The sequence below is a fragment of the Candidatus Nomurabacteria bacterium genome (assembly GCA_020632075.1).
Classification (GTDB): Bacteria; Patescibacteriota; Minisyncoccia; order Phycocordibacterales; family UBA918; genus OLB19.
Genome location: JACKGH010000001.1, coordinates 730,747 through 752,781 on the forward strand (window position 1 = coordinate 730,747; position 22,035 = coordinate 752,781).

The 22,035-nt window shown below is 46.0% G+C and carries 27 protein-coding genes and 3 tRNA genes; 9 read left to right on the forward strand and 21 right to left on the reverse strand.

Features of this window, described 5'->3' with window-relative positions; translation table 11 throughout:
* Positions 1 to 232 precede the first annotated feature (232 nt).
* A complete protein-coding gene (locus tag H6786_03495; protein ID MCB9816435.1) occupies positions 233 to 1,201 on the reverse strand; it encodes an AAA family ATPase in 969 nt (322 codons plus the stop codon).
* Positions 1,173 to 1,928, reverse strand: coding sequence for a nicotinamide mononucleotide transporter (locus H6786_03500; GenBank protein MCB9816436.1), 756 nt, complete (start codon positions 1,926 to 1,928; stop codon positions 1,173 to 1,175). The genes H6786_03495 and H6786_03500 overlap by 29 nt, the downstream gene beginning before the upstream one ends.
* Before the next feature lie 137 nt (positions 1,929 to 2,065).
* On the opposite strand from H6786_03500, the gene H6786_03505 reads away from it, so the two are divergent.
* Both H6786_03505 and H6786_03510 read left to right on the forward strand, forming a co-directional pair.
* Positions 2,066 to 2,887, forward strand: coding sequence for a hypothetical protein (locus H6786_03505; protein ID MCB9816437.1), 822 nt, complete (start codon positions 2,066 to 2,068; stop codon positions 2,885 to 2,887).
* Positions 2,888 to 3,007: 120 nt separating this feature from the next.
* Positions 3,008 to 3,079, forward strand: a tRNA-Arg gene (locus H6786_03510).
* Positions 3,080 to 3,173: 94 nt separating this feature from the next.
* Here the strand turns inward: H6786_03510 and H6786_03515 are convergent.
* From H6786_03515 to H6786_03570, 12 genes are all read right to left on the reverse strand, one after another.
* Entirely contained in the window at positions 3,174 to 3,632 is a 459-nt protein-coding gene (locus tag H6786_03515; GenBank protein ID MCB9816438.1) for a hypothetical protein, read from the reverse strand.
* Positions 3,577 to 4,719 (reverse strand): Fic family protein, encoded by a 1,143-nt coding sequence (locus H6786_03520; protein MCB9816439.1) that lies wholly within the window; start codon positions 4,717 to 4,719, stop codon positions 3,577 to 3,579. Before H6786_03520 ends, H6786_03515 begins: the two co-directional genes overlap by 56 nt.
* A 267-nt stretch (positions 4,720 to 4,986) precedes the next feature.
* Complete coding sequence (locus H6786_03525; GenBank protein MCB9816440.1) at positions 4,987 to 5,574, reverse strand: hypothetical protein; 588 nt, start codon at positions 5,572 to 5,574, stop codon at positions 4,987 to 4,989.
* Positions 5,575 to 5,649: 75 nt separating this feature from the next.
* Complete coding sequence (locus H6786_03530; protein ID MCB9816441.1) at positions 5,650 to 6,135, reverse strand: hypothetical protein; 486 nt, start codon at positions 6,133 to 6,135, stop codon at positions 5,650 to 5,652.
* Positions 6,125 to 6,664: a hypothetical protein gene (locus tag H6786_03535; GenBank protein MCB9816442.1), complete on the reverse strand. Its 540-nt coding sequence runs from the start codon at positions 6,662 to 6,664 to the stop codon at positions 6,125 to 6,127. The genes H6786_03530 and H6786_03535 overlap by 11 nt, the downstream gene beginning before the upstream one ends.
* A 2-nt stretch (positions 6,665 to 6,666) precedes the next feature.
* On the reverse strand, positions 6,667 to 7,209 hold the full coding sequence (locus tag H6786_03540) for a hypothetical protein (GenBank protein ID MCB9816443.1): 543 nt from the start codon (positions 7,207 to 7,209) through the stop codon (positions 6,667 to 6,669).
* Between the two features lie 2 nt (positions 7,210 to 7,211).
* The gene (pilM, locus tag H6786_03545; GenBank protein MCB9816444.1) at positions 7,212 to 8,303 is read right to left on the reverse strand and encodes a pilus assembly protein PilM; all 1,092 of its coding nucleotides are present in this window, start codon (positions 8,301 to 8,303) and stop codon (positions 7,212 to 7,214) included.
* A 49-nt stretch (positions 8,304 to 8,352) separates the two neighbouring features.
* Positions 8,353 to 8,964 (reverse strand): DedA family protein, encoded by a 612-nt coding sequence (locus tag H6786_03550; protein MCB9816445.1) that lies wholly within the window; start codon positions 8,962 to 8,964, stop codon positions 8,353 to 8,355.
* Between the two features lie 3 nt (positions 8,965 to 8,967).
* Positions 8,968 to 9,300, reverse strand: a complete 333-nt coding sequence (locus H6786_03555; protein ID MCB9816446.1) for a tRNA-binding protein — start codon at positions 9,298 to 9,300, stop codon at positions 8,968 to 8,970.
* Positions 9,301 to 9,306: 6 nt separating this feature from the next.
* Positions 9,307 to 9,684, reverse strand: coding sequence for a Holliday junction resolvase RuvX (gene ruvX / locus H6786_03560; GenBank protein ID MCB9816447.1), 378 nt, complete (start codon positions 9,682 to 9,684; stop codon positions 9,307 to 9,309).
* Between the two features lie 60 nt (positions 9,685 to 9,744).
* Positions 9,745 to 10,503 carry an SGNH/GDSL hydrolase family protein gene (locus tag H6786_03565; protein MCB9816448.1) on the reverse strand — a complete coding sequence of 253 codons (759 nt, stop codon included), beginning with the start codon at positions 10,501 to 10,503 and terminating at the stop codon, positions 9,745 to 9,747.
* Between the two features lie 10 nt (positions 10,504 to 10,513).
* Positions 10,514 to 11,263, reverse strand: coding sequence for an SGNH/GDSL hydrolase family protein (locus H6786_03570; GenBank protein MCB9816449.1), 750 nt, complete (start codon positions 11,261 to 11,263; stop codon positions 10,514 to 10,516).
* 151 nt (positions 11,264 to 11,414) lie between these two features.
* Between H6786_03570 and H6786_03575 the strand changes: the two genes are divergently transcribed.
* Genes H6786_03575 through H6786_03590 form a run of 4 tightly spaced genes read left to right on the forward strand, consistent with a single transcriptional unit; the run spans position 11,415 to position 13,603 of the window.
* Complete coding sequence (locus tag H6786_03575; GenBank protein ID MCB9816450.1) at positions 11,415 to 12,041, forward strand: 1-acyl-sn-glycerol-3-phosphate acyltransferase; 627 nt, start codon at positions 11,415 to 11,417, stop codon at positions 12,039 to 12,041.
* Between the two features lie 4 nt (positions 12,042 to 12,045).
* Entirely contained in the window at positions 12,046 to 12,720 is a 675-nt protein-coding gene (locus H6786_03580; protein MCB9816451.1) for a 4'-phosphopantetheinyl transferase superfamily protein, read from the forward strand.
* Positions 12,717 to 12,974 carry an acyl carrier protein gene (locus tag H6786_03585; protein MCB9816452.1) on the forward strand — a complete coding sequence of 86 codons (258 nt, stop codon included), beginning with the start codon at positions 12,717 to 12,719 and terminating at the stop codon, positions 12,972 to 12,974. The genes H6786_03580 and H6786_03585 overlap by 4 nt, the downstream gene beginning before the upstream one ends.
* Positions 12,971 to 13,603, forward strand: a complete 633-nt coding sequence (locus H6786_03590; protein MCB9816453.1) for a hypothetical protein — start codon at positions 12,971 to 12,973, stop codon at positions 13,601 to 13,603. Before H6786_03585 ends, H6786_03590 begins: the two co-directional genes overlap by 4 nt.
* On the opposite strand, the gene H6786_03595 is transcribed toward H6786_03590, so the two are convergent.
* The 3 genes from H6786_03595 to H6786_03605 all read right to left on the reverse strand — a co-directional run bounded on the left by H6786_03595 (position 13,600) and on the right by H6786_03605 (position 16,978).
* Positions 13,600 to 14,301 (reverse strand): ABC transporter ATP-binding protein, encoded by a 702-nt coding sequence (locus H6786_03595; GenBank protein MCB9816454.1) that lies wholly within the window; start codon positions 14,299 to 14,301, stop codon positions 13,600 to 13,602. The two genes, H6786_03590 and H6786_03595, sit on opposite strands and share 4 nt — an antisense overlap.
* A gap of 7 nt (positions 14,302 to 14,308) precedes the next feature.
* Positions 14,309 to 15,466 carry an FtsX-like permease family protein gene (locus tag H6786_03600; GenBank protein ID MCB9816455.1) on the reverse strand — a complete coding sequence of 386 codons (1,158 nt, stop codon included), beginning with the start codon at positions 15,464 to 15,466 and terminating at the stop codon, positions 14,309 to 14,311.
* Positions 15,467 to 15,559: 93 nt separating this feature from the next.
* Positions 15,560 to 16,978, reverse strand: a complete 1,419-nt coding sequence (locus tag H6786_03605; GenBank protein ID MCB9816456.1) for an efflux RND transporter periplasmic adaptor subunit — start codon at positions 16,976 to 16,978, stop codon at positions 15,560 to 15,562.
* A 324-nt stretch (positions 16,979 to 17,302) separates the two neighbouring features.
* Between H6786_03605 and H6786_03610 the strand changes: the two genes are divergently transcribed.
* Entirely contained in the window at positions 17,303 to 18,163 is an 861-nt protein-coding gene (locus tag H6786_03610; protein MCB9816457.1) for a ThiF family adenylyltransferase, read from the forward strand.
* A 6-nt stretch (positions 18,164 to 18,169) separates the two neighbouring features.
* The gene (locus H6786_03615; protein MCB9816458.1) at positions 18,170 to 18,796 is read left to right on the forward strand and encodes a hypothetical protein; all 627 of its coding nucleotides are present in this window, start codon (positions 18,170 to 18,172) and stop codon (positions 18,794 to 18,796) included.
* Between the two features lie 76 nt (positions 18,797 to 18,872).
* Here the strand turns inward: H6786_03615 and H6786_03620 are convergent.
* Both H6786_03620 and H6786_03625 read right to left on the reverse strand, forming a co-directional pair.
* Positions 18,873 to 18,944: transfer RNA gene (locus H6786_03620), tRNA-Arg, on the reverse strand.
* Between the two features lie 157 nt (positions 18,945 to 19,101).
* Positions 19,102 to 19,572, reverse strand: coding sequence for a hypothetical protein (locus H6786_03625; protein ID MCB9816459.1), 471 nt, complete (start codon positions 19,570 to 19,572; stop codon positions 19,102 to 19,104).
* Positions 19,573 to 19,659: 87 nt separating this feature from the next.
* Between H6786_03625 and H6786_03630 the strand changes: the two genes are divergently transcribed.
* Positions 19,660 to 19,749: transfer RNA gene (locus tag H6786_03630), tRNA-Ser, on the forward strand.
* Positions 19,750 to 20,173: 424 nt separating this feature from the next.
* On the opposite strand, the gene H6786_03635 is transcribed toward H6786_03630, so the two are convergent.
* Both H6786_03635 and H6786_03640 read right to left on the reverse strand, forming a co-directional pair.
* Positions 20,174 to 21,298, reverse strand: a complete 1,125-nt coding sequence (locus H6786_03635; GenBank protein ID MCB9816460.1) for a hypothetical protein — start codon at positions 21,296 to 21,298, stop codon at positions 20,174 to 20,176.
* 73 nt (positions 21,299 to 21,371) lie between these two features.
* Positions 21,372 to 21,956 carry a GNAT family N-acetyltransferase gene (locus H6786_03640; GenBank protein ID MCB9816461.1) on the reverse strand — a complete coding sequence of 195 codons (585 nt, stop codon included), beginning with the start codon at positions 21,954 to 21,956 and terminating at the stop codon, positions 21,372 to 21,374.
* Between the last annotated feature and the right edge of the window lie 79 nt (positions 21,957 to 22,035).

The following is a 22,035-nucleotide window of genomic DNA, read 5'->3' on the forward strand; positions in this document are numbered from 1 at the left end:
ACTAGTCGCACGTTTGGAGACTGCACACACGTGGAACTGCTCGCACACGCCGCATACCTCTGCATCGGCGCGAAGGAGTTTGCATCTAGACCAGAGAAGTTCGGTAAGGCGAACCGCCACCTGACCGCCATTCAGATGTGCCTTAGCTTTGTCGGCATGTATACACTGGACGATCTCATGTCACACAACCGCCCGACGTAGTTCGGGCTTTTTCTTTGTGAAAACCTCGATATCACACCAAAAGCATATCGATCGCTTTGGTAGCTGTCTGCATTCTTTCATCGAGCGTGCCTTGCACCAGTAAGAACGGTCGCTTGGTCTCAGTGAGTTTTTCGATGAATCGTGTATGCATACCATGACGAATATGTTCTCCGTCGCGCGTACCATCTTGTTCAAACGGGATCTCGTCACCCGTCACAATGTACAAGTCAGGCTGCGAAGTGTTCGCGACCGCTTCTACCGCCGGTGCGCTGGTACCTAGGTATCGCTCGTGCCAAACGCTGGTTGCAAAGGCATCTGTGTCCGCGATCAGTACTTTATTCGCTGTCTCAGCGAGACTATTTTCGAACTGTTGTTGTGCTTTAGCGATCGATACAAATTCTTCTGTCCGCCAACGCAGCTTGTCACCAAGCGGCAGCTTCCCTTCCGAAAAGTACCGACCGTACTCAGGCACCCAAGCAGTTTGATAATGTTCAGCCAATGCCTTTGCGAGCGTGGTGGTGCCAGTGGACTCTGCTCCGAGTACACACACTCGTTTCACGAAGTACGCTCGCACTACCGGCTCAAGAAAATCGAGATACGATTGCGCATTACTGCGCACAAGCGTACCGCTAACCGGCACAGTCGTACGCATCCTATCAACCAACACATGCACCGAACCCATAAAGGAAGCGTACGCGTCACCATAGTCTTCTGAGGTAAAGACCGCGTCTGGTGTGTAGCCAAGAATCTCCTTAGTGAAGGCCGCCCAGCCCTTTGAATCATCATCTGACAACTTATTGTCTTCAATGAGCATCACTCGTGCTTGCGGGTGGATCTGCTGTATCCATGCAGCTCGTAGATATCCAGGAATAGATTCCGTTTGCTTGTAACAAACGATCACCGTCACCTCTTCGGAGGCCGCCTGCGCAGTATCGATAAGATACTTATGCCCGCGGTGCGGCGGATAGAACTTACCGATCACTAATCCTTTCTTGAACATATGCAGGAATGATTATTGCTGATTCCCCCACTTCACCATACCAACTACGAAGCGCAAAAACAGCATGAATAAAGAATGCGACATACAGTGCCATCACTACATACGCACCAGCCGTGTAGAACAGTATGATCGAGATAAGGTTGACCGGACCAAGCCATAACCACCAACTCTCGATCTTCTTCCGACCGAGCAAGAACTGCGCGGTCACGCTTGCCACCACCACCAACGCATCAAGTACCGGATAGAGCGAACCTGGTGCAAAGGTATCGATCACCTGATACACCAGATATGTACCGACCACAAGAACCGCTACTACCATCACCCAGCCCCGACGAGTCAACCTGGAGACCTTGAGTTCAGAGTGATCACGACCACCAAATACCCAGTATGGCCACGCCCAAACCTGAATCACTAGGAAGTACCCCCAGTTAAGCCACTGTTGGCCAGGTAAACCGATCTCAGCGAAAAGGAACCCAAACATCACCGAACTGAGTATGCCCCACGGCCAGCAGAGTACGTTTTGGGTACGAGTGAGCCATACGCAGACGAGGCCCGCCCACGTACCAATGAATTCATAGGTACTGAAGACGAAATCAGGAATTAATTTGGCAGCGATCAGTTCATACAAAATCGTGACGAGCGCCATGGTAACCACGACATACAAATGTTCTTTGTGTGTAGTGCGGTTACCGAGCAACCGTGTGATCCAGGTGTTGTTTGTTTCCATACAGAATATACTTACGTGATAATATAGATAGTGTATATTATACACTATTAAATGTCAATCTTTTGTGCTGCTGCCTATTTGCCTTCAAAAGTGAACTGCGGCATAGTACAGAGAGAAGCACTACCCTCGGAGGAGTTATGTTCAATACCAGCAAACAGTACGAACTATCGTACCGACGAGCTAGGCGCAAACCAAAACATGGACCAGCGATCGTTTTCACCGTAGATGATCGCCACTGGTCTGAACTGCTCGATCGCCTCTCCATGCTCAGGCAACGAGATGCAAACGAGATCGATGAGTACTGCTTAGGCGAGCAGTCCCTATTCGCCCTTCCCGAACCAGATCTGTTCAAAAGCACTACGTTTGGGTACGGTAACTGCGGCACCTTCTCTTCGGCAGGACTGTACATGCATCTACACATCTGGCTCGGCAGCGGCGTTCGTTTGCATCACTGCGCCGCAACCATTCATACCCTACTCGCTGCGCTCAACGTGCCGTTTACGACCCAACACCCAAACCAAGGCAAGCAACAAGCTGAGCTGCGTACCCGGATCGCGCACGATGCATGCGGCTACGGCCATGCGGTCAGCGGCAGTGTGCACGAAAGTGTGATCGACTGGCTACGAGACTTCGCTGCACCAACGATTCGTGAAGACGGTAGAATTCCCTACCAAAACATGCATCCAACTGTAACCGCAGCAATGCAAGAAGCGTGGTACTGGGTGTGCGAACCGAAGCGGCGACGCTGGGCCAGTGAAGTGTACGGCAGCATCAAGAAAAATGGGCACTTTTTGCTCAACTGCTCCGGTAACGCCTGCGACCTGAGTGTCTATCCAGACACAGAGCACGACGATACGACCAAGTCGGTCGATCTCGAGTGTCACAACCTTGATCAAGCAGAGCAACAGCTGACACTACTTGCAGGGTTTGCAATGATCTGCGAACTAGCGCGGCAGTAGCCCAAGTAAACGGCCTTCCCTTTGGGAAGGCCGTTTTTCCAAATCGGAAATTTCTGTTATTGTGTCTTCTGTGTAAAATACGCACTTGGTACAATACCTGTACCAAGCTTGTAACACACCGCCCCTGTAGTTTAATGGATAAAACTGCGGACTTCTAAGCCGTTGATCGAGGTTCGATTCCTCGCGGGGGCACCCAATAGTGAGACTGACTCCCCACTAATCTCGGTAAGTCTAGCAAAACAATAAAACCACTCAGTTGAGTGGTTTTATTGTTTTCATTCAACTCTTAGCGAGGAATTACCTTTATTGTAAGTTTAGAAAGTAAGATAATCACAGCTCCAAACGATACTACTTCCAATGTTATTACCATCCATTCAACTAAACTTATACTAAGCAGTGAATATAGAAAATCTGCCAAGACATATACAATGACCGTTTTTAGAATCTGTGAGCCAAAAAACACATACCACAACTCTCTTGTTGGAAATCCTAGAACAGGGTTCTTTAGTATTTGTTGATTGTTCCAAAAATATTTACCCACATAAATCACCAAAACAGCTGGAGCTAAATATACAGAAGCTGTCAGCAACCCAACTCCAGTAGTAAAACTCAATAGAAATGATCCTAAAATTAATGCCAGTATCAGTGCTATTGTTTCTCGATTTTTTCTCATATTAATTAGGTTTAGTTTACTGATGATTAGTAAATACCTCGAAGTACTTCCTGTATGAATAGGATTTTCCATACTTTTCACTCTCGTCTCTCGGTTCCAAAATTTCCATTTCCACCAAGCGATCTATAACATTCTGAGCACCATTACGACTAAAGCTAGTCCAGTTCATAATGGTTGTACTAGTTACGATTGGATGACCAAATAGTTTCAGCAGGACTTTCATACTACTTTCCGACTCACGCTTACCAAGTTGTTGAATCTTTTGTGTATCTCCTATATAGAGTTCATTGATGGAACGACAAGCCACAATAGCATCTTGAGCAGTCTTAATTACACCATCTATAAAGAACTCTAGCCATACTTCTGGGTCACCATGATGATATTCATGCAAAGCTCGATAGTACTCTTTTTGGTTTTGCTTAAAGTAAGAAGACAGGAAAAGTACTGGTTTCTCGAGCAAACCAAATCGGTACAGTTGTAGAGTTATAAGAAGACGACCCGTCCTTCCATTACCATCTAAAAATGGATGGATGGTTTCAAACTGTGAGTGCATGTAAGCAGTATGAATCAGAGGAAGCGTTATCGTTTCATTGTGTAGGTAGTTTTCAAAGTCATTAAGCGACCTCTCCATCTCTTCAACTGGCGGTGGAACATATAAAGCATTGCTTGGTGCAGTTCCTCCAATCCAATTTTGTGAACGTCGCCATTCCCCAGGATCTGCAAAATGAGTAGCACGGGCATTAGTCATTAGCTTTGAGTGCAGCTCTTTAATGAAGCGCTTTGACATTGGTAAATCGCACAGTCTCTCAATACCAAAGTTTAGTGCTTCTATGTAATGAAGAATGTCATCAGCATCGGTATCTTCAACACTTACAAGGCCAGCTTCCATTTCAAGGGCATCAACCATAGTTGCCTTTGTTCCCTCAATCTGAGCTGAAGCTGTTGCATCTTTAAAAATGAACATCTTCAAAAAGAAGTCTACATCTGGAAGTTGGTGTGTGGTACCATCGAGTTTGCCGACGAGATGTCCAGCTTGTGCTATTTTTTGCAAAACATCTCCTGAAATATTCATCAGTTCTGCAGGAGGAAAATCGTCAGGCACAAAAGCTTTGAATCCTTCTTTTTGATCTACATCTTCACCGATAATATTTGTTTCCATAGATAGTTCGCTTTTAATTTTGAATGTGCACTATTATACACTTTAGTTCGCTTTTATGCAACCAAAGTGAACTATCTTTTTGGTGTCAGATTTGTAATATTCATGAAAAAGACCCCTACCGAAAGGGGTCTATTTTATTGCTATATATTCTCTAAGAAACGCTTGTGGGGCTTGGAGGGTAATTTTCCGCAACGCCAAGGGCGTACTGAAACAAAAAAACACCCCGTGCACAATGAGAGATATTCTCTCTACCGCGCGGTGGGGGTGTCACTTTTCCCATTCAGGCTTTTTAGTTGGGTCAAAGTTTTTAGAGATGATAGTGTCGTATTTTTCAACAACCGCCCTTACACCTTTGCCGCCGTAGTCAACCATTCTGATTTGATTGTCTCTGTAGCTAAAGTTAGCCGGATTAGAAAAATGATGTCCGTTCGACCAAGCTGCTTGCTCTGTATAATCGAGCATCTGCGACCAAAGCGCTACCGCAGACACATCGAGTTCTTTCCCATACTTCTGAATGTTACACACCCCAAGCAGCGAAAAGAAAGTTGGTTCCAAGAACACCGAACGGGTCTTTCGCCAGAGCATAAATTCTTGCCAATTCTGGTACAGACCGTTGAGTAATGTGTACCTAATGTTTCCAATAGTGTCATGTTCTTCATCGAGCCAAAACCGTGCTTTTAGAAAGCCGAATCCTCGCCCATGAATAATGCACCAAACATCGCTTTTAAGAACCTTCACGAACCTCCAAGGATGGATAAGCGGTAATTTAATAACCAATCCCACAGCAGGAAGACAAAACACCAGCCGGGACGAACCACTTTTGATGTACATCGACACCCCCTCAGTTTGCTTCAAACTAATAGGAACGATAACACAAAACGAATTCGTGTCTAGAATTTAGAAAAAGACTGCCGGGCTGTGAATCCTACTCTACTCGACAACAACCGTTTCTGGCAGATTTCCCGACCCAGCCGCTTCTGCTTCTGTATCGGTTGCTGGAACTACTTCCTCCTCGATAGATCCTGCACCCAGTTCGGTAGGTACTTCTACCTCAGTCGTTGAAGCTGTTTCAAGGATTGGTTCAGGTTCGGGCACAAGCACCTCCTGTGCCATTTCTGCATATAATGTATTAAAGGCCTGTTCTCGTTCAGCGAAATACTCAAGCGCTGACTGCACCATTGCCTCTCGATACACCACCACCTCATCCGCTGGATCAATAGAGACTTGGACCGTCTTGCTCTTATGTGCCAAATACATATGTGCGCTCCAAGCTGCGGCAAGACCAAATACCACTATGGCCACCAACAGACCAACGATCCACTCTCGCTGCGGATGGATAAGTTGTGGACTGCGTAAACCAGTACGCTTACCAAGCAACCGTTTTGCGATCTCTGTAAATTCTCGCTTACTCTTCATACGCCATTACTTTAACTTGCATAGTAACATTTGCATTCCATTGCTCACTAGAACGTATTTCGAGTGTTACATCAGTGACACGAGAAACGTATGGCAACAACTCGAGCAGTCGGATAAATTGCTGCACCTGCATTCGAGTACCCGAAAGCGGGAATACGACCTGCACCCACTCCTCCGAAGCACCAGCTCGTGCCTTCAGCGTATCGATCTCAACTTTACCGATCACAACGCCAGCACCGGCTGCGATCTCATCTACATAGTTCAAAAAGTCGATACTATCACTTTGTAATTTATCTTGATCGAGAAAGAAAGACTGGAGTGCAGCACGGTCTTCTGTAGACGAATCAGCGATCTTCCGTAACCGCAAAAAGAGATCCTCTTGTGCCTGCTCTGCAGCAAGCACTTCGATCTGAGACTCAAGATGTTTTCCTTGCGCCATGGTCTGATATGACATCACCCCAAATCCACCGGCTGCAACGACCATAAGGATACTTGCTATGATGATGTTACGAATGGTTGACGGGCTCATACTTATACTTCTTTAAAGGTTACCGTGATCGTGAACCGAATATCTCTATCTTCCGCCAAATTGCTGATCGGCAACTCCACATCGTCTACCTCTGGCACTGCCAACAGTCGATCGCGGAATGATGCGAGCGAGTGACGATCTGCTGCAATTCCGGTGAGTGTCACTGGCTCAAAGCCTTCTGCCGTTGCCGAACGCTCAAGAATAATGGTGGTGAGATTGATGTCGTTCCCCTGCATCTCTTCAAAGAGAGCCAGGAGATCAGACATTGGTTCGTACTTAGCTTCGTCTATGATCACACGCGCCTGCTGACTTGCCTGCACGAGTGCGACCGAGACAGACTCATAATTTTCTACCTTCCTTGATGCTTCAGCGGCCGACTCTTCATACACCGATACCTGAGAGCTAATGAGTACATATGCCGGCAACACGATCGCAGCTCCAAGCAAAAGAGTGAATGCCCAAGTGGTCATCCACACCGAAATCACTCGTACCCAGTACTCGACCAACAGTCCTTTCTTTGCACGTGGTGGAATGAGATTGATCATAATTATGCTGAATCCTTAAGAGCAAGCCCGATCGCCGTTGCATACCCAAGTGAGTGTCTCCGATCGATCGGTGGAACAGTCTCATCAAGCGAGAAGCAGTTCTCCCAGACATTGCCCCGCACGCACGGTACTTCGAGCGATTCAGTGAGATAGGTTGGGAATCCTTTAAGATTGGCGCTACCACCACACATAACGATCGAGGTGATACGACGATCCTGACTATTTCCATTGCGTAAGTGCCAATATTCCATGCGCGTCGCAAGCTCGTCCTTTATCACCGATACAGTACTAATGAGTGCATCATGTACTTCTGAGGAATCAACTCCACGCACCAATCCAACCGTGTTCTTCAAACGAGTGAGTTCTGCTTCAGCAGTATCAGCCCCAAGCACCTTGCGCATTGCTTGTGACAATTGGTCTCCTCCCAGATCGATGGTTGAAGTGTACAAGAGCGCGTCACGATACACGATACCGATCCCAGTACGTGTCTTTCCAAAGTCAACGAGCATAGTCGCACCGACTGCATCAGCTGGGATCACCGACCTAGCCATTGCTTGTGCCTCCACCTCAAACGACACTGGTCGCAGTCCAGCTTCAATACAGGCGTCATAGTACTTCTGGATCGTCTCCCGCGCATACGCAGCGACTGATACCCGCAAGACCCGATCATCATCCTCGCCAGGCAACAGCGTGTAATCGAACAAGACATCTTTGGATGCGATCGGTACATTTTCCTCAAGGCGAAACTCGAGCAGCCCGCGTACTTCCTTCAGTGGCACATTGCGCTTGATCTCCGTTTCAAACAGATACGCTCGTTCCTCTGGTAGTGAGACACGAATGAATTCTGCGCCGGTTTGCGCTTTGAACTCTTTCAAGACTGAGACTAGCTGCGCTGGCTCGTGCACTTGTCCACGCTGCACGATGCCACTCGGGATTGGGATGTCTCCCCACAACCTTAACTCACGGTCTTTCCCCTGCCGCGCTGCTGGCTCAAACGCGACATACTTTAGAGAAGTATCAGACACATCGACACCCACACAAGGCATAGTGAGATACGTTGGCGCAGGTAAAACTCGAGAAAGAGCTGAAAACATATGTAGCTCTAGTATACGCTGTTCGTCGCCTGGTTTTAAGGCGCGAAACTCACATCTTGTATAAAACAAACAATACCGCCAGCAGTGCCACTATGATCGAAACGATTCCCACATAGCGCTTGGCGTACGAAACAGCCAAAGCGCCGAACTTGTACGTAGAGTACCCAACGATCGCGTAGCGCGCGCCACGTCCAAGCAACGACGCGGCAATGAAGACTCCGATACTTCCCTTCAAAACTGCTACCACCCAAGCAACGATCGTGTACGGCACTGGCGTAACCGCACCGATCACCGTCAAAACAAAGGTGCTCGAGTCATTACCACTCACCATTTCATTGAACTGCTCAAGCATGCCTGGCGTCACCCACTGCATAATCGTTTCGAAGAAAAAAGCGGCAGCGAAGTAAGCACACAGACCACCGATAAGCGATGCGATCGTGGTTACTATTACCAAACGAACAGCCTTAGCTCGATCAGCCAAGATCGCAGCCACCAAAAATGGATCGGTGAGGATCGGGAGCGGAAGTGCTGATTCAACAAACGATATGACCGCGATCATGACCGTCCCCGAACGCGAACGCATAAAGCGACCTCCGGTACTCACTGCTTCTGACTGCAGCACCGCTTCCACCTTTTCTTGTAGCCGTTGCTCGAGCGACATGTCTTAGTTGATCTTAGTACCAGCCGGCACTTCGTGACTTGGGTGAAGCAACGTGAATGTCTCTCCCGTACCACCAGCTAGGATCATGCCCTGACTCTCAAGACCACGGATCTCTCGAGTTGCGAGATTCACCAAAAACGGGCACTGCTTCCCTATCAATGTTTCGATATCTTCAAAAAACTCTCGAATGCCGGATACGATCTGTCGTGGTGACTCTTCACCCACATCGACCGTCAGCCTAAGTAGTCGATCAGCTCCTTCTACAACATCTACCGTCTTGATCGTACCGATCCGAATTTCCAACTTTGCAAAATCATCGTATTGAATGGTTTCCATAGATCGCTATTGTTTAGTGATAAAACTATCGAGAATGAGTGCAGCAGCAGACGCATCAACCATCGCATTTTTTCCCTGAACCCGTGCTGCCGCCTGGCTCGAATACTGCTCTGGCTCTAAGTGCACCGGTATACCAATATGTAACGTGACATCAGTGATGAAGGTTTCGACCGCTTCGTGGATCGCGTTTGGCTCGCCATCGTTGTTGAGCGAGTGTCCGATGACGATCTCACCTACTCCCCGCTCTGCCACTAACGCTTCAACATACTTTAGAAAATTCGCGTCGTTTGGTACCACCTCGTGCGGAAAAGCCATCGTTCCCCCATCATCAGTGAGTGCAATGCCGATCTTCTTTGATCCAAAATCAATTCCCATTCGTTTCATGGGCTTTAGCATAGCATGATTACCTAATACATTGACCAGCATGACCAATGTATTAGGTAGTCAATCAAACCTATATCCATTTTCATGCATGATGCGCCACATGCGGTGGTACCACAACCGATACCCATCAGAGCTTGGGTGGACACCGTCAAACGCAAATAGTTGGTTAGGGTTTTTGATAAACGGATTTCGTTCATCCTCGTTAAACAACTCTATGGTCGGCACATCATAGGCCAAAGCAGTTTCTGCAATCGCCTCCTGGACTCGAATACACCGACGCTTTAAAAAACCACGCATTATGCCAGGAAAGAGAGGAGCTGAACCAATGTTGTTATAGAGCAAAAACAACACCCTGTGTTTACATAATTCATTAAGCTGTGGCAGCACCGTTTGCAGTACTTGTTGGATCTTACGAATACTTGTCAGATGCCACACATCATTACCGCCAACACTCACAATAATCAAATCAAACTGCTGCCCAAGCATCACCTCGATCTGTTTTGGAAGATCTCGCACCAAACCACCGTTTTGAGCAACATTTATAATCTCTGCGTCCGGATAATCTGTTGCTAGTCGTCCTGCAATAGTATCCTCCGGTCGACTCGCTCCTGTACCAACTGCTGTACTATCTCCCAAAATTAACACCCGCTTCCCACCTGAACCAGCACAAGCAAACGGCTTAGTGGTAAGTCCCAAGAACTTATTGCGTGATAATTTAATGATCATTCGTAAAGCTTGCAATACCACCATTACAATAATAGTGTCACCAACATACACAAACCAATCGAGTGAGCTGAGCGAACTAAAGAAATCAATCATGTAAACACCATTAACTGTACAAAGCTTGAACGTACGGCGCAATCTGCTGCCTTACCTCTGCATACCAAATCTCATACCCTCGGTCATTAGGATGAATGCCATCAGGTGCAAAATGTACCCCGCCCTGTCGCAGCGGATCACTACTTCGCTCATGAAAGAGAGGAACATGCACAACCCCAGTGGCCGCACACACCGCACCACAAGCACGAGATACTTTACGACTATGCCATGAATACAAATATCGCACTGGCAAACGGAAAAACTGTGCCGCACCAACATTGTTTACTGACACCAGCACTGTTACGGGTGTGTTGAACTTTTGTGCAATACGTCTAAGAATCTGTTCCAAGCGAGCTGCAATCGTTTGGCAACGGGTCAACTTCAAAGTATCAATTCCTCCAATCTGCACGATCACCAGATCAAATGATTCATCTGCCATTTCATCAAGCTTAGTAATAAGCTCCTTTAGACCCATTGCGTTCTGCGCAGCGTTGATAACTGTAAACTCAGGATGATCAGCAATCAATCTACCAGCAAGTGAAAAGGCGGGCGTGGTAGCGCCAGTGCCATAAGCCGTGCTGTCACCAACAATAAGTACTTTTGCTCGTGGATTCGACTGCACCTTTTCTGCCGGCCGCGCACGCTTCCCTTCCTGCACTGCACGATATCCCCGAACGCTAATTAATGACAATTCTACAAATACGAACACAATCACCACACCTAGCAATGCAAACCCAATACTGGCACCTAGATCATACATGTTGACATTATGGCATACGGATTGACAACGACAATGTACCTTTACACGCAGGTACACTTGCAGTTTGACATCTTTTAAAGTACGACGTCTTCATCCTATATACCTAGACCAGTTAGTAACTCACTGGCAGAATAGGGAGAACGAAAACTCCATGAAAAAACTACCTCGATTACTCCTGGCGTTTGCTATGCAACTTCCAACTGCAGTATACAGCTTCTTAGTTACAACTTTTTTAATGCGGATTTGTGTGGTACGACCCTTAAAACTAGTTGTTCCTCGAGGTTCCCTTATTATTTCAAACCATCAAAGCTGGAGCGACCCGTTCCTCATAACGTACCATCTTGGATGGCGTAATGTGTTCCGTAATCTGCCCGTACATTTTCCAGTCACCTCTCATTTTATGACCATGCCATTGATCCGCTGGTATCTATGGTCACTGCAATGCTTTAACGTTGGAGACACCAATTTAGATCGTGCACGAGCACTTATTAGAATGCGCGACTTACTACAAAGCAAGCAAACGGTTATGCTGTTCCCGGAGGGTCGATGTATCAGAGACAGCAACAACGTGGAAGAGTTTCATCGAGGTATTGATATGCTACTCATGGAAGATATTCCGCTCGTACTCGTTCGAGTAGAAAACTTTAACAACTGGTCAATTCTACCTGGATATCCAAAGCCAACTATGACACTTACTCGCCTTCCCGATCAACAAAATCTCGAAGAGAAACGAGAAGTGATTCGCTCATTTTACAAAGACACCCAATCAAAAAGATAGGCGTATGTCTTACTCTCGTCCATCTCAACTTGTTGTTCAGACTGAAGCAGATTTACCTACTGATAACAAACTCCTCTTTCTCAGAGAACGTGAACAAAAGTGCTATTTACAAAAACCCGTCACCCAACAGCTCCCATGGCTACTTGGCCGTCTCGCAGCTAAAAAAGCGATCCAGGATTTCTTTGCAACACACAATCAGACATTACAACTGACCGATATTGAGGTATACAACACAGAAACCGGTTCTCCCTCCTACATTCTCCATGACGAAATCGTATCACGCACATCAATACTCCTCTCGATTTCTCACACATCATCTTGTGGAGTGGCTCTCGTTACACCAGAAAATAACCATGCTGGAATCGGGATTGATATTGAACAAATTAGAGCATTCAACACAGAAACCATCTCTCATTTTTTGACTCCTGCAGAGTACAGGTTGTATCAGGGCATTGACGTAAAGAAGCAACCTCAGATGGCAACCATCTACTGGACTTTAAAAGAAGCATATCTAAAAGCTATAGGAACCGGACTGCGAACCCATCCTCAGCGAATTATGATCACTTTTGACAACGGAGGTTGTCCATCGGCTTACGAAAGTAACACTGGTAAGCTTATTCAGGCTTCGTTATACTATGAAGCATACGAAGGTTACATTATTTCAACAGTTGTATTATGAATTCATACGAGGAGGTTGTATGCGAAGTAAAACAATTAATAGCAACTAAGCTCGGCCATACTATCGAACACATCAAACCATCAAGTCTTATAACAGACCTAACCGTTGATTCAATACAACTGTTTGAACTCCTTATTGCTTTCGAGCAACATTACCAACTTCAAACAGCGTACGAGGATATTGCTCACATCAACACTGTAGGTGATATCGCTCAGTATATTGCACATAGCAAATACCAGTTTAGCTGCGTATGATCACTTATCGAGTCGCTCAATCGGCGACTGACTTTAAAAATGCAGCAACCCTTGTACACACCGCTTACATGCAAGAGGGATACATCTCAGAGCAAAAACCATCTGGTATTAGCTCTTTCCTGAATAGACCAGGAGCAGCAACCATTGTCGCAATCGAAGATAATACTGTGCGGGGTACAATTTCAATAGTAAAAGACTCTGATAGAGGACTACCTATGGACTGCACGTACAAAGAACAAGTTGATGGGTTACGAACCGACGGCCGACACTTAGCAGAAATCTGTCAATTTGCCACCGACCAAAACCAGCAATCTGACCTTCCAGCAAGAAATACATCGCTGGTAACCCTCGGCCTATTTGCACATATCGTGCAAATAGGCCTTGCTGACAGTACTATCTCGGATCTATGTTTTACAGTCAACAAAAAACATGAGGGATTCTACCGTGCGATTGGTTGCACAACTATCGGACCGCAGACCAACTATGCTCGAGCTAACGGGGCTGTATCACAAGGGTTTTTCTTACATCTCGCATCGCTACAGAAACAAAAAGAGACGAATCCATTTATTGGGAAAATACTGACCTATCCCGTTAACAAGGAAATAACTGACCCTACACTACTCAACTAGAGTTGTGCAACTGAACCGTTCTGAAACGGAGCAGTTATTTTGATCACCATCCCATCCTCTAAGGTCACTACTCGATCGCAGTATTTTGTGTACTCTGCTTCATGCGTTACCATCACAATAGTCTGCCCAGCATGATGCAGCGCTCGTAACTGCTCTATCACCTGTTGCCCAGACCGACTATCGAGATTTGCCGTTGGCTCGTCTGCAAACAAAATCTTTGGATTTCCTGCAATCGCTCGCGCAATTGAAACACGCTGTTGCTCTCCTCCCGACAATTCAGCTGGACGGTTGTCTTCTTTTCCTGCTAAACCAACATGTCGCAACGCTTCACGCGCAGACTCTGCTGCCGTATCCCAATCCTGACCACGCATAAGTAGTGGTGTCAGAATATTTTCTAATGCACTAAGATCAGGGATAAGCGCATAATCTTGAAACACATATCCCATGGTTTTCAAACGAAACTCATTGAGTGCTGTCGCTGATAGAGCTTGCAAATCTTGACCATCAAGCACTACCTTACCTGCTGATGGAGTATCGAGAGCTGACAGCTGATACAAAAGTGTTGACTTCCCTGCTCCTGAACGTCCCATTATTGCCACAAACTCACCAGGCGCCACTGATAAATCGATACCTTTCAGTACTTCATTTTGTACTTGACCATCGTTGTACACCCTCCATAACTTTCTAGCTTCAATCATTGCCATACTACTTTCTACCTAAAATTGCATTAAGTGTATTCCCTTTTGCCACAAGCCACGCCGGAACAAAACCAGCGATAACTGCTACCAGCGCAAATGTCACTGCCTGAACCAACATTCCTCCCATCGTAATACTCAACGACGCATTCGCATATGGGAAATCAAGTGGATGCTCAATGAAATATGGGATCAGTAAAAACTGCGTAACCACAATTGCAAGCGTAACACCAACCAGCACGTACACCAATGCTTGTGTTACGTACGCAAACTCGATTGCTTGTGGAGTGATACCAATGGCTTTCAGAATACCTATTTGCCTCCTCCGAGAAAGTGCATTGATGAAAATAACAATAAAAATTGTAATTGATGCTACTGTGACACCAATACTACCAACGATAAGCGATAGCGATTGGAACGTATCACGCACGTCAACCACAAATTTTGGGATATCTTCAGTGAAGGAGTTGATCTCCCCATACTCCGCAAGCTCACTATCACGAAGTCGATCACGTATCACGCCACTTGAATACCCCGAACTCAGCCGCACCACAATCTGATTTGCATTGTAGTCGATCCGATTAAACATTCGGCGGAAATCTCGCTCTGTAATATACGCAGCAATTGAAATAAAGTCTGACTTTGAATCTAAAATTCCTTTTACAATGAACTCACGACTTTGATCGCCAGCGGTCACCATAACCTTATCTCCTGGATACACTCCTTGCAGAGAATCAAATACATTTCCGTATTCATCAGCATAGCGATCAACATTGTATTTCCCAAGCACAATGTACCCACTCTCTTCGGGATCTAAAAATGCCCCTTCGCCTATCAGTTGGTCGAGGCTAGTTGTCTGCTTCTCATCGAGCGGATTAATACCTGTTACATTGAGCGCAATGATGTCAGGATCAGAATTTAAACTTCGTCGCTCTTCATAATTTGCTTCAATAGTGACAATGTCGCTATATCGAGCCGAATACGATGCTATCTCGTGATACGTATCGAGTCGTTCAAGAAAATGTTGGGTTTCACTAATTCTCGTCTCGCCCTCAAGCGGGCTTATGTTTATATCACCAAGCACATTGACACGTACCTGTTCGGTTGCCGCGTCAACAATCCCGATAAGAATACCACTCAGTGTAACCAGGTTTAAAAAAGTGAACATGATAATCGTCACAATTAAACCAGTAGCCCAACCATTTGCGCTTTGTATTTGCCGCAACCCTAAGAATAAACCAACGCGCAAGTTACGCATATGCTATGGAAGTACTATACGAGCACCAACTGGCACTCCCTCAATTTCAACCAAACCATCACTTCCTTTAACACCAAGCGAGACTACTTGTTGTTGCACAGACACCCCATCATCGACCCAAACCAGGCTGGTAGTGCCTGTCTTTACAACATATCGATCTGGTAACACCAGCACATCTTCGATACGCTCAACTTCAATGCGAACATCTGCGTTTAATCCTTCACGCAACCACACTGGTTCAGTGTCTAACATGACCGTCGTTTCGTAATACGATACACCAGTTACATCCGTGGACACCGGGGAGACAAAAGAGACAGTTGCTAGATACTCCACTGTTGGTTCGGCGTCAAATATTACCGATGCACGATCACCGACCATAACTTTAGTAATATCAATTTCTGGCACCTGCACCAACAACTCATACTCTCCTTCTTGCACAATTGTTACAGTTTGACCCAATCCAGCAGGCTCTCCCACACGCATCGCAACTTCTGACACTACTCCAGCAAATGGTGCTCGGATTGTATAATCAGCTATTCGTGCTGCTTGTTGTGCTAACGATGACTCAGCTTCAGCAACCCAAGCAGTTGCTTGCGCCAACACTTCAGTTACCGGTCCAGCATTGACCAGTCGTTCATTCTCTTCTGCTAACGCGAGTTCTTCTTGAGCCGACTGTAGTGCAGCATCCCGCTGTGCCACAAGCAAATCATACGCGCTTTGTAACATGACATACGACGGACTACGCTTATTTGGAACAGGAACTTGCCAATCAGTGCTTCTATACGCCTCGGCAGCATCAAACTGAATATATAGACCACAATCTCCCAGTGGTTCAGGCGTTGTTTTGTTACCAGGGTACTTACCCGAACCCAACCCAGAGAGCACATACGACACGTTCGCATCTGCTCGGGAGCCAAACAACGACAGTAAGTACAATCCTTCTTCCTCACACAAGTAGCTACCACTAATCGAAGGTGGAGTATCGTCATTGGTCACATCCACCGGATACGCTCGCAAATCATTTGAAAGAAGTTGCTGTCGTGCATTGCGAATTGCTTGCTCATACTCAAGCGAAATACTTGCTAATGCCGCTACAGCAACTTCAGTACTCTTCTCAGCTACCGCCCGCTCCTCCATGGGAGCTCCACGCAGCAATTCCGCACGCTGTTCTTTAGCTGCTCGCACTCGTTCTAGCACTGCATCGTACTCAGCAACCAGCGCGTCGCTAGTCAGTGATGCAATTACATCACCCGCGGCCACCTGATCTCCAACAGAAAAATATACCTGTTGAATTGTGCCTGGCACCGCAAAACCTAGACGAGTAAGTTGATCAACATCAATCTTACCTGACGCAATAACCGTCTGAACTATCGTACCGAGAGAGACTGTCGTACTCTCTACAACCCTATCTGAAGGCAGCATATGTTGCATGTATCCCAGCCCCGCACCAGCAAGAATTATACTGAGCGCAAACACAAACAACCAGAATTTTTTCATAAAAAGCCACCGCATATTGGTCAGACTATCGCTCCAGTATACATCACACGAACTCTATCTGACACTAAGTTAAACATAGCTGCAATTTGAACGCCTGTGACACCAACAGTCGATACATACTGTGCACTTACACCCAAAAGTTCAGTTACCAACCATTACCTTTACATAAAAATTCAGCTCTGGTAGTCCTTTGCCTAAAATCATACGTGCTACAATTCGGTAACTACATGACCTAAAAGCAACACCCGTATGACAACCAACTTTGACTATAGCGAAGCCTTCTCGAGGAACATTGGACTAGTTTCATTAGAAGAGCAGGAGAAGATTAAGTCCTACACTATCGCAATTCCTGGCATGGGTGGTGTTGGCGGCGCACATTTCATCTCACTTGTACGGCAAGGTTTTGAACGTTTCAAAATTGCTGACCTTGATCACTATGAACTCAAAAACTTCAACCGTCAGTACGGCGCCCAATTAGAAACTGTTGGTCGTCCAAAGGTAGATGTGATGCGGGAAGAAGCATTGAAAATTAATCCTAACTGCAAGATTGAGATTTTCCCAGAAGGCATCTCTCATGACAACATTAACGCCTTTCTGACAGGAGTTGATCTAGGAATAGATGCAATTGATGCATTCACTGTCGACATACGACGACTATTTATCAATAGTTGTCACCGTCAAAACATCCCCGTCATTTCTGCCGGCCCAATTGGGTTTGGGACTGCCTTTTTGATCTTCAAGCCAGATGGACCAAACTATGATACCTACTTCAATATCAAAGATTCTATGTCGTATGAAAAGCAACTTCTCTCTTTCTTGGTTGGATTAGTACCAAAACTTCTTCAGCGCTCCTACATGAAGGGGATCAATCTCTCAGAAAAACGCGGACCATCATCAATCGGTTCAATTAATCTCTGCGCCGGAGTCGTCACAATACACGCTGTCAAAATCCTTCTGAAAAAAGGTCATGTGAAAGCTGTGCCATACTACCATCAGTTTGATCTCATGCGTGAAAGATATGTTACAAAAAGACTTTGGTTTGGAAACAAAAACCCTATCCAAAAACTAAAACTTTACCTCGCTAAATTCTTAGTAAAAGACCAACCATAAACTTGTATGAGTGAACTATATTCGTACCTCACCTCCTTTGAATCTGCAACCAACTTGTTTTTTACCGCAATTCAAAATCACGGTTTACTTGCGGTTTTGATGGGCGTTTTTCTTTTAGGGGAAACTGTCATCATTACCTCGCTTATCCTAACCCAGCAAGGAGTTCTCGACTTATCTGAAGTGATCGTCGCGTCAACAATCGGATCTCTCCTTGCAGATTTATTTTGGTTTGTCATTGGCCGTTACCACCCACAAAATCTCATACCAAAATCGATTAGAGAAAACGTCTTCGGACCAACCAGTAATGTTCTAACCTCTCTTATTCGTGGCCGTTACTTTTTGGCGCTACTATTCTTACAATTTTTCATAGGTACGCGACTAATGATTATCCTGTATCTCTCTCGCCAAAAAATTAGCCCCCTTCGCTTTGCAATATATGACTGTACAGGAACCTTTATATACCTAATTGTTTTTTCAATTCTCGGGCTCTATCTAGGTCAAACCATCAACGAGGTCTTACCAACATATAAGCTCACAACTAGTATAATCACTGGCATCCTTGTCATTACGCTCATTACCATTGTTTCTAGAAACATGATGCGTAAACTGAAGCTCGAGCAAACGTCACGATAATCATTGGAGGCGGCAAGACTCCGCGTCAGATCCGAGCACAAAAAGAAAAGCCGGCAGCCGCCGACTTTTCTTAGTGTGCTCTCGCCAGGAATCGAACCTGGAGCGCTGGTACCGCAAACCAGCATTTTATCCATTAAACTACGAGAGCAAACGAGTGACTAAATAAAAGTTCACTCTTATTTAGGTCGCGAGTGCAGCTCTCGAAATAAATTTCGGAGAAATTTATTTTCAGTAGAGCGAGCACCATGCTTTTTACGTGTGACAGTAGAGCAAGTGATTGTCACCCACGTGGCCAACACTATACCCTAAAATCCAAATAATTCCAGTACTTTAATGAAGAGCGGTTCTTCAAGGTCCTCCTCGGGCAGTTTCTCTTTGAGAATACTTTCGATATCGTCGATGTGGTTGGTCGGGATCGGCAACACAATAAGTGGCATGAGCTTGCGCTCAGACTTGAGGAGGAGCTGTGGCCCTTTGATATCCTCTTCATTGATCGCGTAACTTTCAAGGGTTGAAAATGGGTAGAGACGATCATCGATCTTCACCCCGCGTACAGTGACCGCATACGGAATGATCGATGGACGCTTGGCTGCCGATACCGCGAGCGCACCACCGGCCAGGCCGATCACGAGTGCGAAGAGAGGATCTTCAAACAAGACCGCCACGATCACGAGTGCAGCCACAATGATCATAACGGCAAAATACCAGTCATTCCCTTTCTCGACGTGATGGTGCTCCGGAGCTTCCCAGGTGACACTTCGTGCTGTTGGTTCCATTCCAAAAATTGTACCATAGGCTTCCGGTGAACCAGGTGTACAATTCACGCATCTTTTGGTACTATCGTGGCCACAATTACATAAATTGGAGAGATGGCTGAGTGGTTGAAGGCAGCGGTCTTGAAAACCGCCAGGGGTGAAAGCTCCTCGAGGGTTCGAATCCCTCTCTCTCCGCCAAGACATAATAGCGCCCGCAAGGGCGCATATTTTGTTGGCGGAGAGAGAGTAACCTGCCCTGCGGCAGGTTACGTAGGGATTCGAAGGCCGGAACGATGTGAGGAAGTATGACGAACGAGTGAACGGCGCGTGTTGCGAAGGATTCCCTTCCGAATGGATCTTCGGTCCCTACAACAAGAACCAGCAGGAGTTTACGATCGAGCTGTACTCGGAATACGACGTCTGGATGTTCTTCTATTTGCTCGTCAGGCATCTGGCTGCGCAGCAGAAAGCTACTGCTGCCTGAAGCATACCGCTCCTCATGGAACCGCCATGGAGGGCGGTTTTTGAATACCCAAACACCAAAATGAGGAGTAAGTTATTAGAGGGTCGCAAGAAATTTTCGCTGAAAATTTACTTATACTTTTATCAAACCTTAATGTTACTACTGGTTCCTAATGCCCATCAAATCATTAAATATCTGAAGGACAGGATTACTGTTATCTTTTTCGATCTTTGAAACATAACCAATAGAAATATTTTTAAACATAGCGTCTGTTGCGTTCTGTAAGACCTTGGCGGTATTTGATCCCTCTTGCTGTTGTTCATAGGCAATAAAATCATCAAGCGTTCTCGCTATTGCGGCACGATGTCTATTTATTGAAGATAAGTGCGAACTGACATTGTAGTTTTTGATTATGAAAGAAAGCCCAAACCATAATGCAGCTATAATTACCAACTTAGAAATTAGAGCCGTCCACATTACTGTTGAACTAACTGCATGAACCTCGTCAATATTACTTAAATTATCAGCAACAGCGTCAGCACTGGTCGCACTGAGAGAAAAACCTATTCGAGCTTGATTGGAGACAATAGTTTCCTGTTGTTGAATAAATTCATTTACTGAAGTATACGCCTCATACCCTGTCCAAATTAAACCTCCAATGACTAGAATATAGCCGACCACAACAGTGACCAGCCAGCGATTTGATTGAATGCTGTACTTAGCAGCCTCAGCCTGAAAATGGCTTGCCATACTCACAGCTGCTCGCTTTCCCATCTCCTCACCAACCTCTTTATTCCCAGACCTTATCTTACTTGTCTCTTCTTTAATCAACGACAATCCGCTTTCCAACTCTTTTCTAATCTCGACCACCTTTTGAATTTCCTCATCCAACTTTTTCTCATCAGGGTTTGTTCTTCTGATTTCTTCTCTTAAATAAGGAAGGATTCTCATCGCAATCTCCTTGTGAGCATCATTATAGAAATCATCGACACGTTGATTAAATAAATCACTTTCCTGTCTAGCATTACTTACATCCTCAAGCCTGAATTGAACCAACCACTGTAAATGCTCAGCTAATCTCTTGAGGGTGATTTTTAAGTAATTCAAGTCTTCTTGAATAAGAGTATCTGCTGTCGCGAGCGCCTGAGCTTCCTTCAACCAACTTTGCACTCTTGAGAGCTTTTTGTCAGCGTTATCAAAAACCAAACTTCCAAACCTAGTGTCCAAAGCTATTTCTGAGACATTAACATCGAGTGCATTGCGCCTGGTAACTTCTTCAATCATTCTTGAACTATACACCCCTTGTTTAAACCAGCAACTTCTCAAAAACCCCGGCATCAGCCGGGGTTCCTCCTACTCAAAGATCCTTCTTATACTCTTCCCAGAGCGGCAGCCACTCATCGCGGACAACCGACAGAACGATCTCGTCGTGCCGCTGACCGAAGCGATAGAAGCGGCTCCGCAAGCGCGCTTCTTCCTTGTAGCCACACTTGCGACTGTACGCCGCCGAGCGATCATTGAAGCCAATGACGCGCGACTCGACCACCTCCAAGCCAAGAAAGTTGAAGGCGTAATCGAGGAGGACCATCTTGGCGTCGGTGCCGTAGCCCTGGCCGCGATGCTTCTCTTCAAAGATCACCGAGCCAGTGATCGCTGTACGATTGAGATAGTCGATCAGATGGAGCCCCATCGTACCGATCAGCTCACCTTCGAGTGTGCAGACAGCCACCACTACTTCCTTCTCACTTGGCGCCTGCACTTTCTTGATCCACTCTTCTTCGAAGACAGGCCCTTTTGGTAGCGTATGTGCCAAGTACTGGTACGAATCAGGATCGTTGATCCCGCGATAGATGACCGGCAGGTCGGATAGCTCAAGCGGACAGAGGAGCGTCCGCTTCCCTTTCCGCCAGTAGACGCGCGAATTGCTTACTTCTTTAGTCATGAGAATTACCTCTTTGGTTGCATGAAAGAACAAACACAGCTTGCCGGGAGGCAAGCTGTTTTGATCTCACAAAGAGGAT

What these genes read in the sequence shown, in the direction of transcription:
- H6786_03570 (MCB9816449.1), bottom strand. Translation starts at nt 11,263, where the DNA reads ATGTATGATCTAGGTGCCAGTATTGGGTTTGCATTGCTAGGTGTGGTG.
- H6786_03585 (MCB9816452.1), top strand. Translation starts at nt 12,717, where the DNA reads ATGAATTCATACGAGGAGGTTGTATGCGAAGTAAAACAATTAATAGCA.
- H6786_03495 (MCB9816435.1), bottom strand. Translation starts at nt 1,201, where the DNA reads ATGTTCAAGAAAGGATTAGTGATCGGTAAGTTCTATCCGCCGCACCGC.
- H6786_03540 (MCB9816443.1), bottom strand. Translation starts at nt 7,209, where the DNA reads ATGATCAATCTCATTCCACCACGTGCAAAGAAAGGACTGTTGGTCGAG.
- H6786_03565 (MCB9816448.1), bottom strand. Translation starts at nt 10,503, where the DNA reads ATGATTGATTTCTTTAGTTCGCTCAGCTCACTCGATTGGTTTGTGTAT.
- H6786_03600 (MCB9816455.1), bottom strand. Translation starts at nt 15,466, where the DNA reads ATGTTCACTTTTTTAAACCTGGTTACACTGAGTGGTATTCTTATCGGG.
- H6786_03590 (MCB9816453.1), top strand. Translation starts at nt 12,971, where the DNA reads ATGATCACTTATCGAGTCGCTCAATCGGCGACTGACTTTAAAAATGCA.
- H6786_03500 (MCB9816436.1), bottom strand. Translation starts at nt 1,928, where the DNA reads ATGGAAACAAACAACACCTGGATCACACGGTTGCTCGGTAACCGCACT.
- H6786_03605 (MCB9816456.1), bottom strand. Translation starts at nt 16,978, where the DNA reads ATGCTGCCTTCAGATAGGGTTGTAGAGAGTACGACAGTCTCTCTCGGT.
- pilM (MCB9816444.1), bottom strand. Translation starts at nt 8,303, where the DNA reads ATGTTTTCAGCTCTTTCTCGAGTTTTACCTGCGCCAACGTATCTCACT.
- H6786_03530 (MCB9816441.1), bottom strand. Translation starts at nt 6,135, where the DNA reads ATGAAGAGTAAGCGAGAATTTACAGAGATCGCAAAACGGTTGCTTGGT.
- H6786_03535 (MCB9816442.1), bottom strand. Translation starts at nt 6,664, where the DNA reads ATGAGCCCGTCAACCATTCGTAACATCATCATAGCAAGTATCCTTATG.
- H6786_03625 (MCB9816459.1), bottom strand. Translation starts at nt 19,572, where the DNA reads ATGGAACCAACAGCACGAAGTGTCACCTGGGAAGCTCCGGAGCACCAT.
- H6786_03515 (MCB9816438.1), bottom strand. Translation starts at nt 3,632, where the DNA reads ATGGAAAATCCTATTCATACAGGAAGTACTTCGAGGTATTTACTAATC.
- H6786_03505 (MCB9816437.1), top strand. Translation starts at nt 2,066, where the DNA reads ATGTTCAATACCAGCAAACAGTACGAACTATCGTACCGACGAGCTAGG.
- H6786_03575 (MCB9816450.1), top strand. Translation starts at nt 11,415, where the DNA reads ATGAAAAAACTACCTCGATTACTCCTGGCGTTTGCTATGCAACTTCCA.
- H6786_03615 (MCB9816458.1), top strand. Translation starts at nt 18,170, where the DNA reads ATGAGTGAACTATATTCGTACCTCACCTCCTTTGAATCTGCAACCAAC.
- H6786_03640 (MCB9816461.1), bottom strand. Translation starts at nt 21,956, where the DNA reads ATGACTAAAGAAGTAAGCAATTCGCGCGTCTACTGGCGGAAAGGGAAG.
- H6786_03520 (MCB9816439.1), bottom strand. Translation starts at nt 4,719, where the DNA reads ATGGAAACAAATATTATCGGTGAAGATGTAGATCAAAAAGAAGGATTC.
- H6786_03550 (MCB9816445.1), bottom strand. Translation starts at nt 8,964, where the DNA reads ATGTCGCTCGAGCAACGGCTACAAGAAAAGGTGGAAGCGGTGCTGCAG.
- H6786_03580 (MCB9816451.1), top strand. Translation starts at nt 12,046, where the DNA reads ATGTCTTACTCTCGTCCATCTCAACTTGTTGTTCAGACTGAAGCAGAT.
- H6786_03595 (MCB9816454.1), bottom strand. Translation starts at nt 14,301, where the DNA reads ATGATTGAAGCTAGAAAGTTATGGAGGGTGTACAACGATGGTCAAGTA.
- ruvX (MCB9816447.1), bottom strand. Translation starts at nt 9,684, where the DNA reads ATGAAACGAATGGGAATTGATTTTGGATCAAAGAAGATCGGCATTGCA.
- H6786_03610 (MCB9816457.1), top strand. Translation starts at nt 17,303, where the DNA reads ATGACAACCAACTTTGACTATAGCGAAGCCTTCTCGAGGAACATTGGA.
- H6786_03635 (MCB9816460.1), bottom strand. Translation starts at nt 21,298, where the DNA reads ATGATTGAAGAAGTTACCAGGCGCAATGCACTCGATGTTAATGTCTCA.
- H6786_03555 (MCB9816446.1), bottom strand. Translation starts at nt 9,300, where the DNA reads ATGGAAACCATTCAATACGATGATTTTGCAAAGTTGGAAATTCGGATC.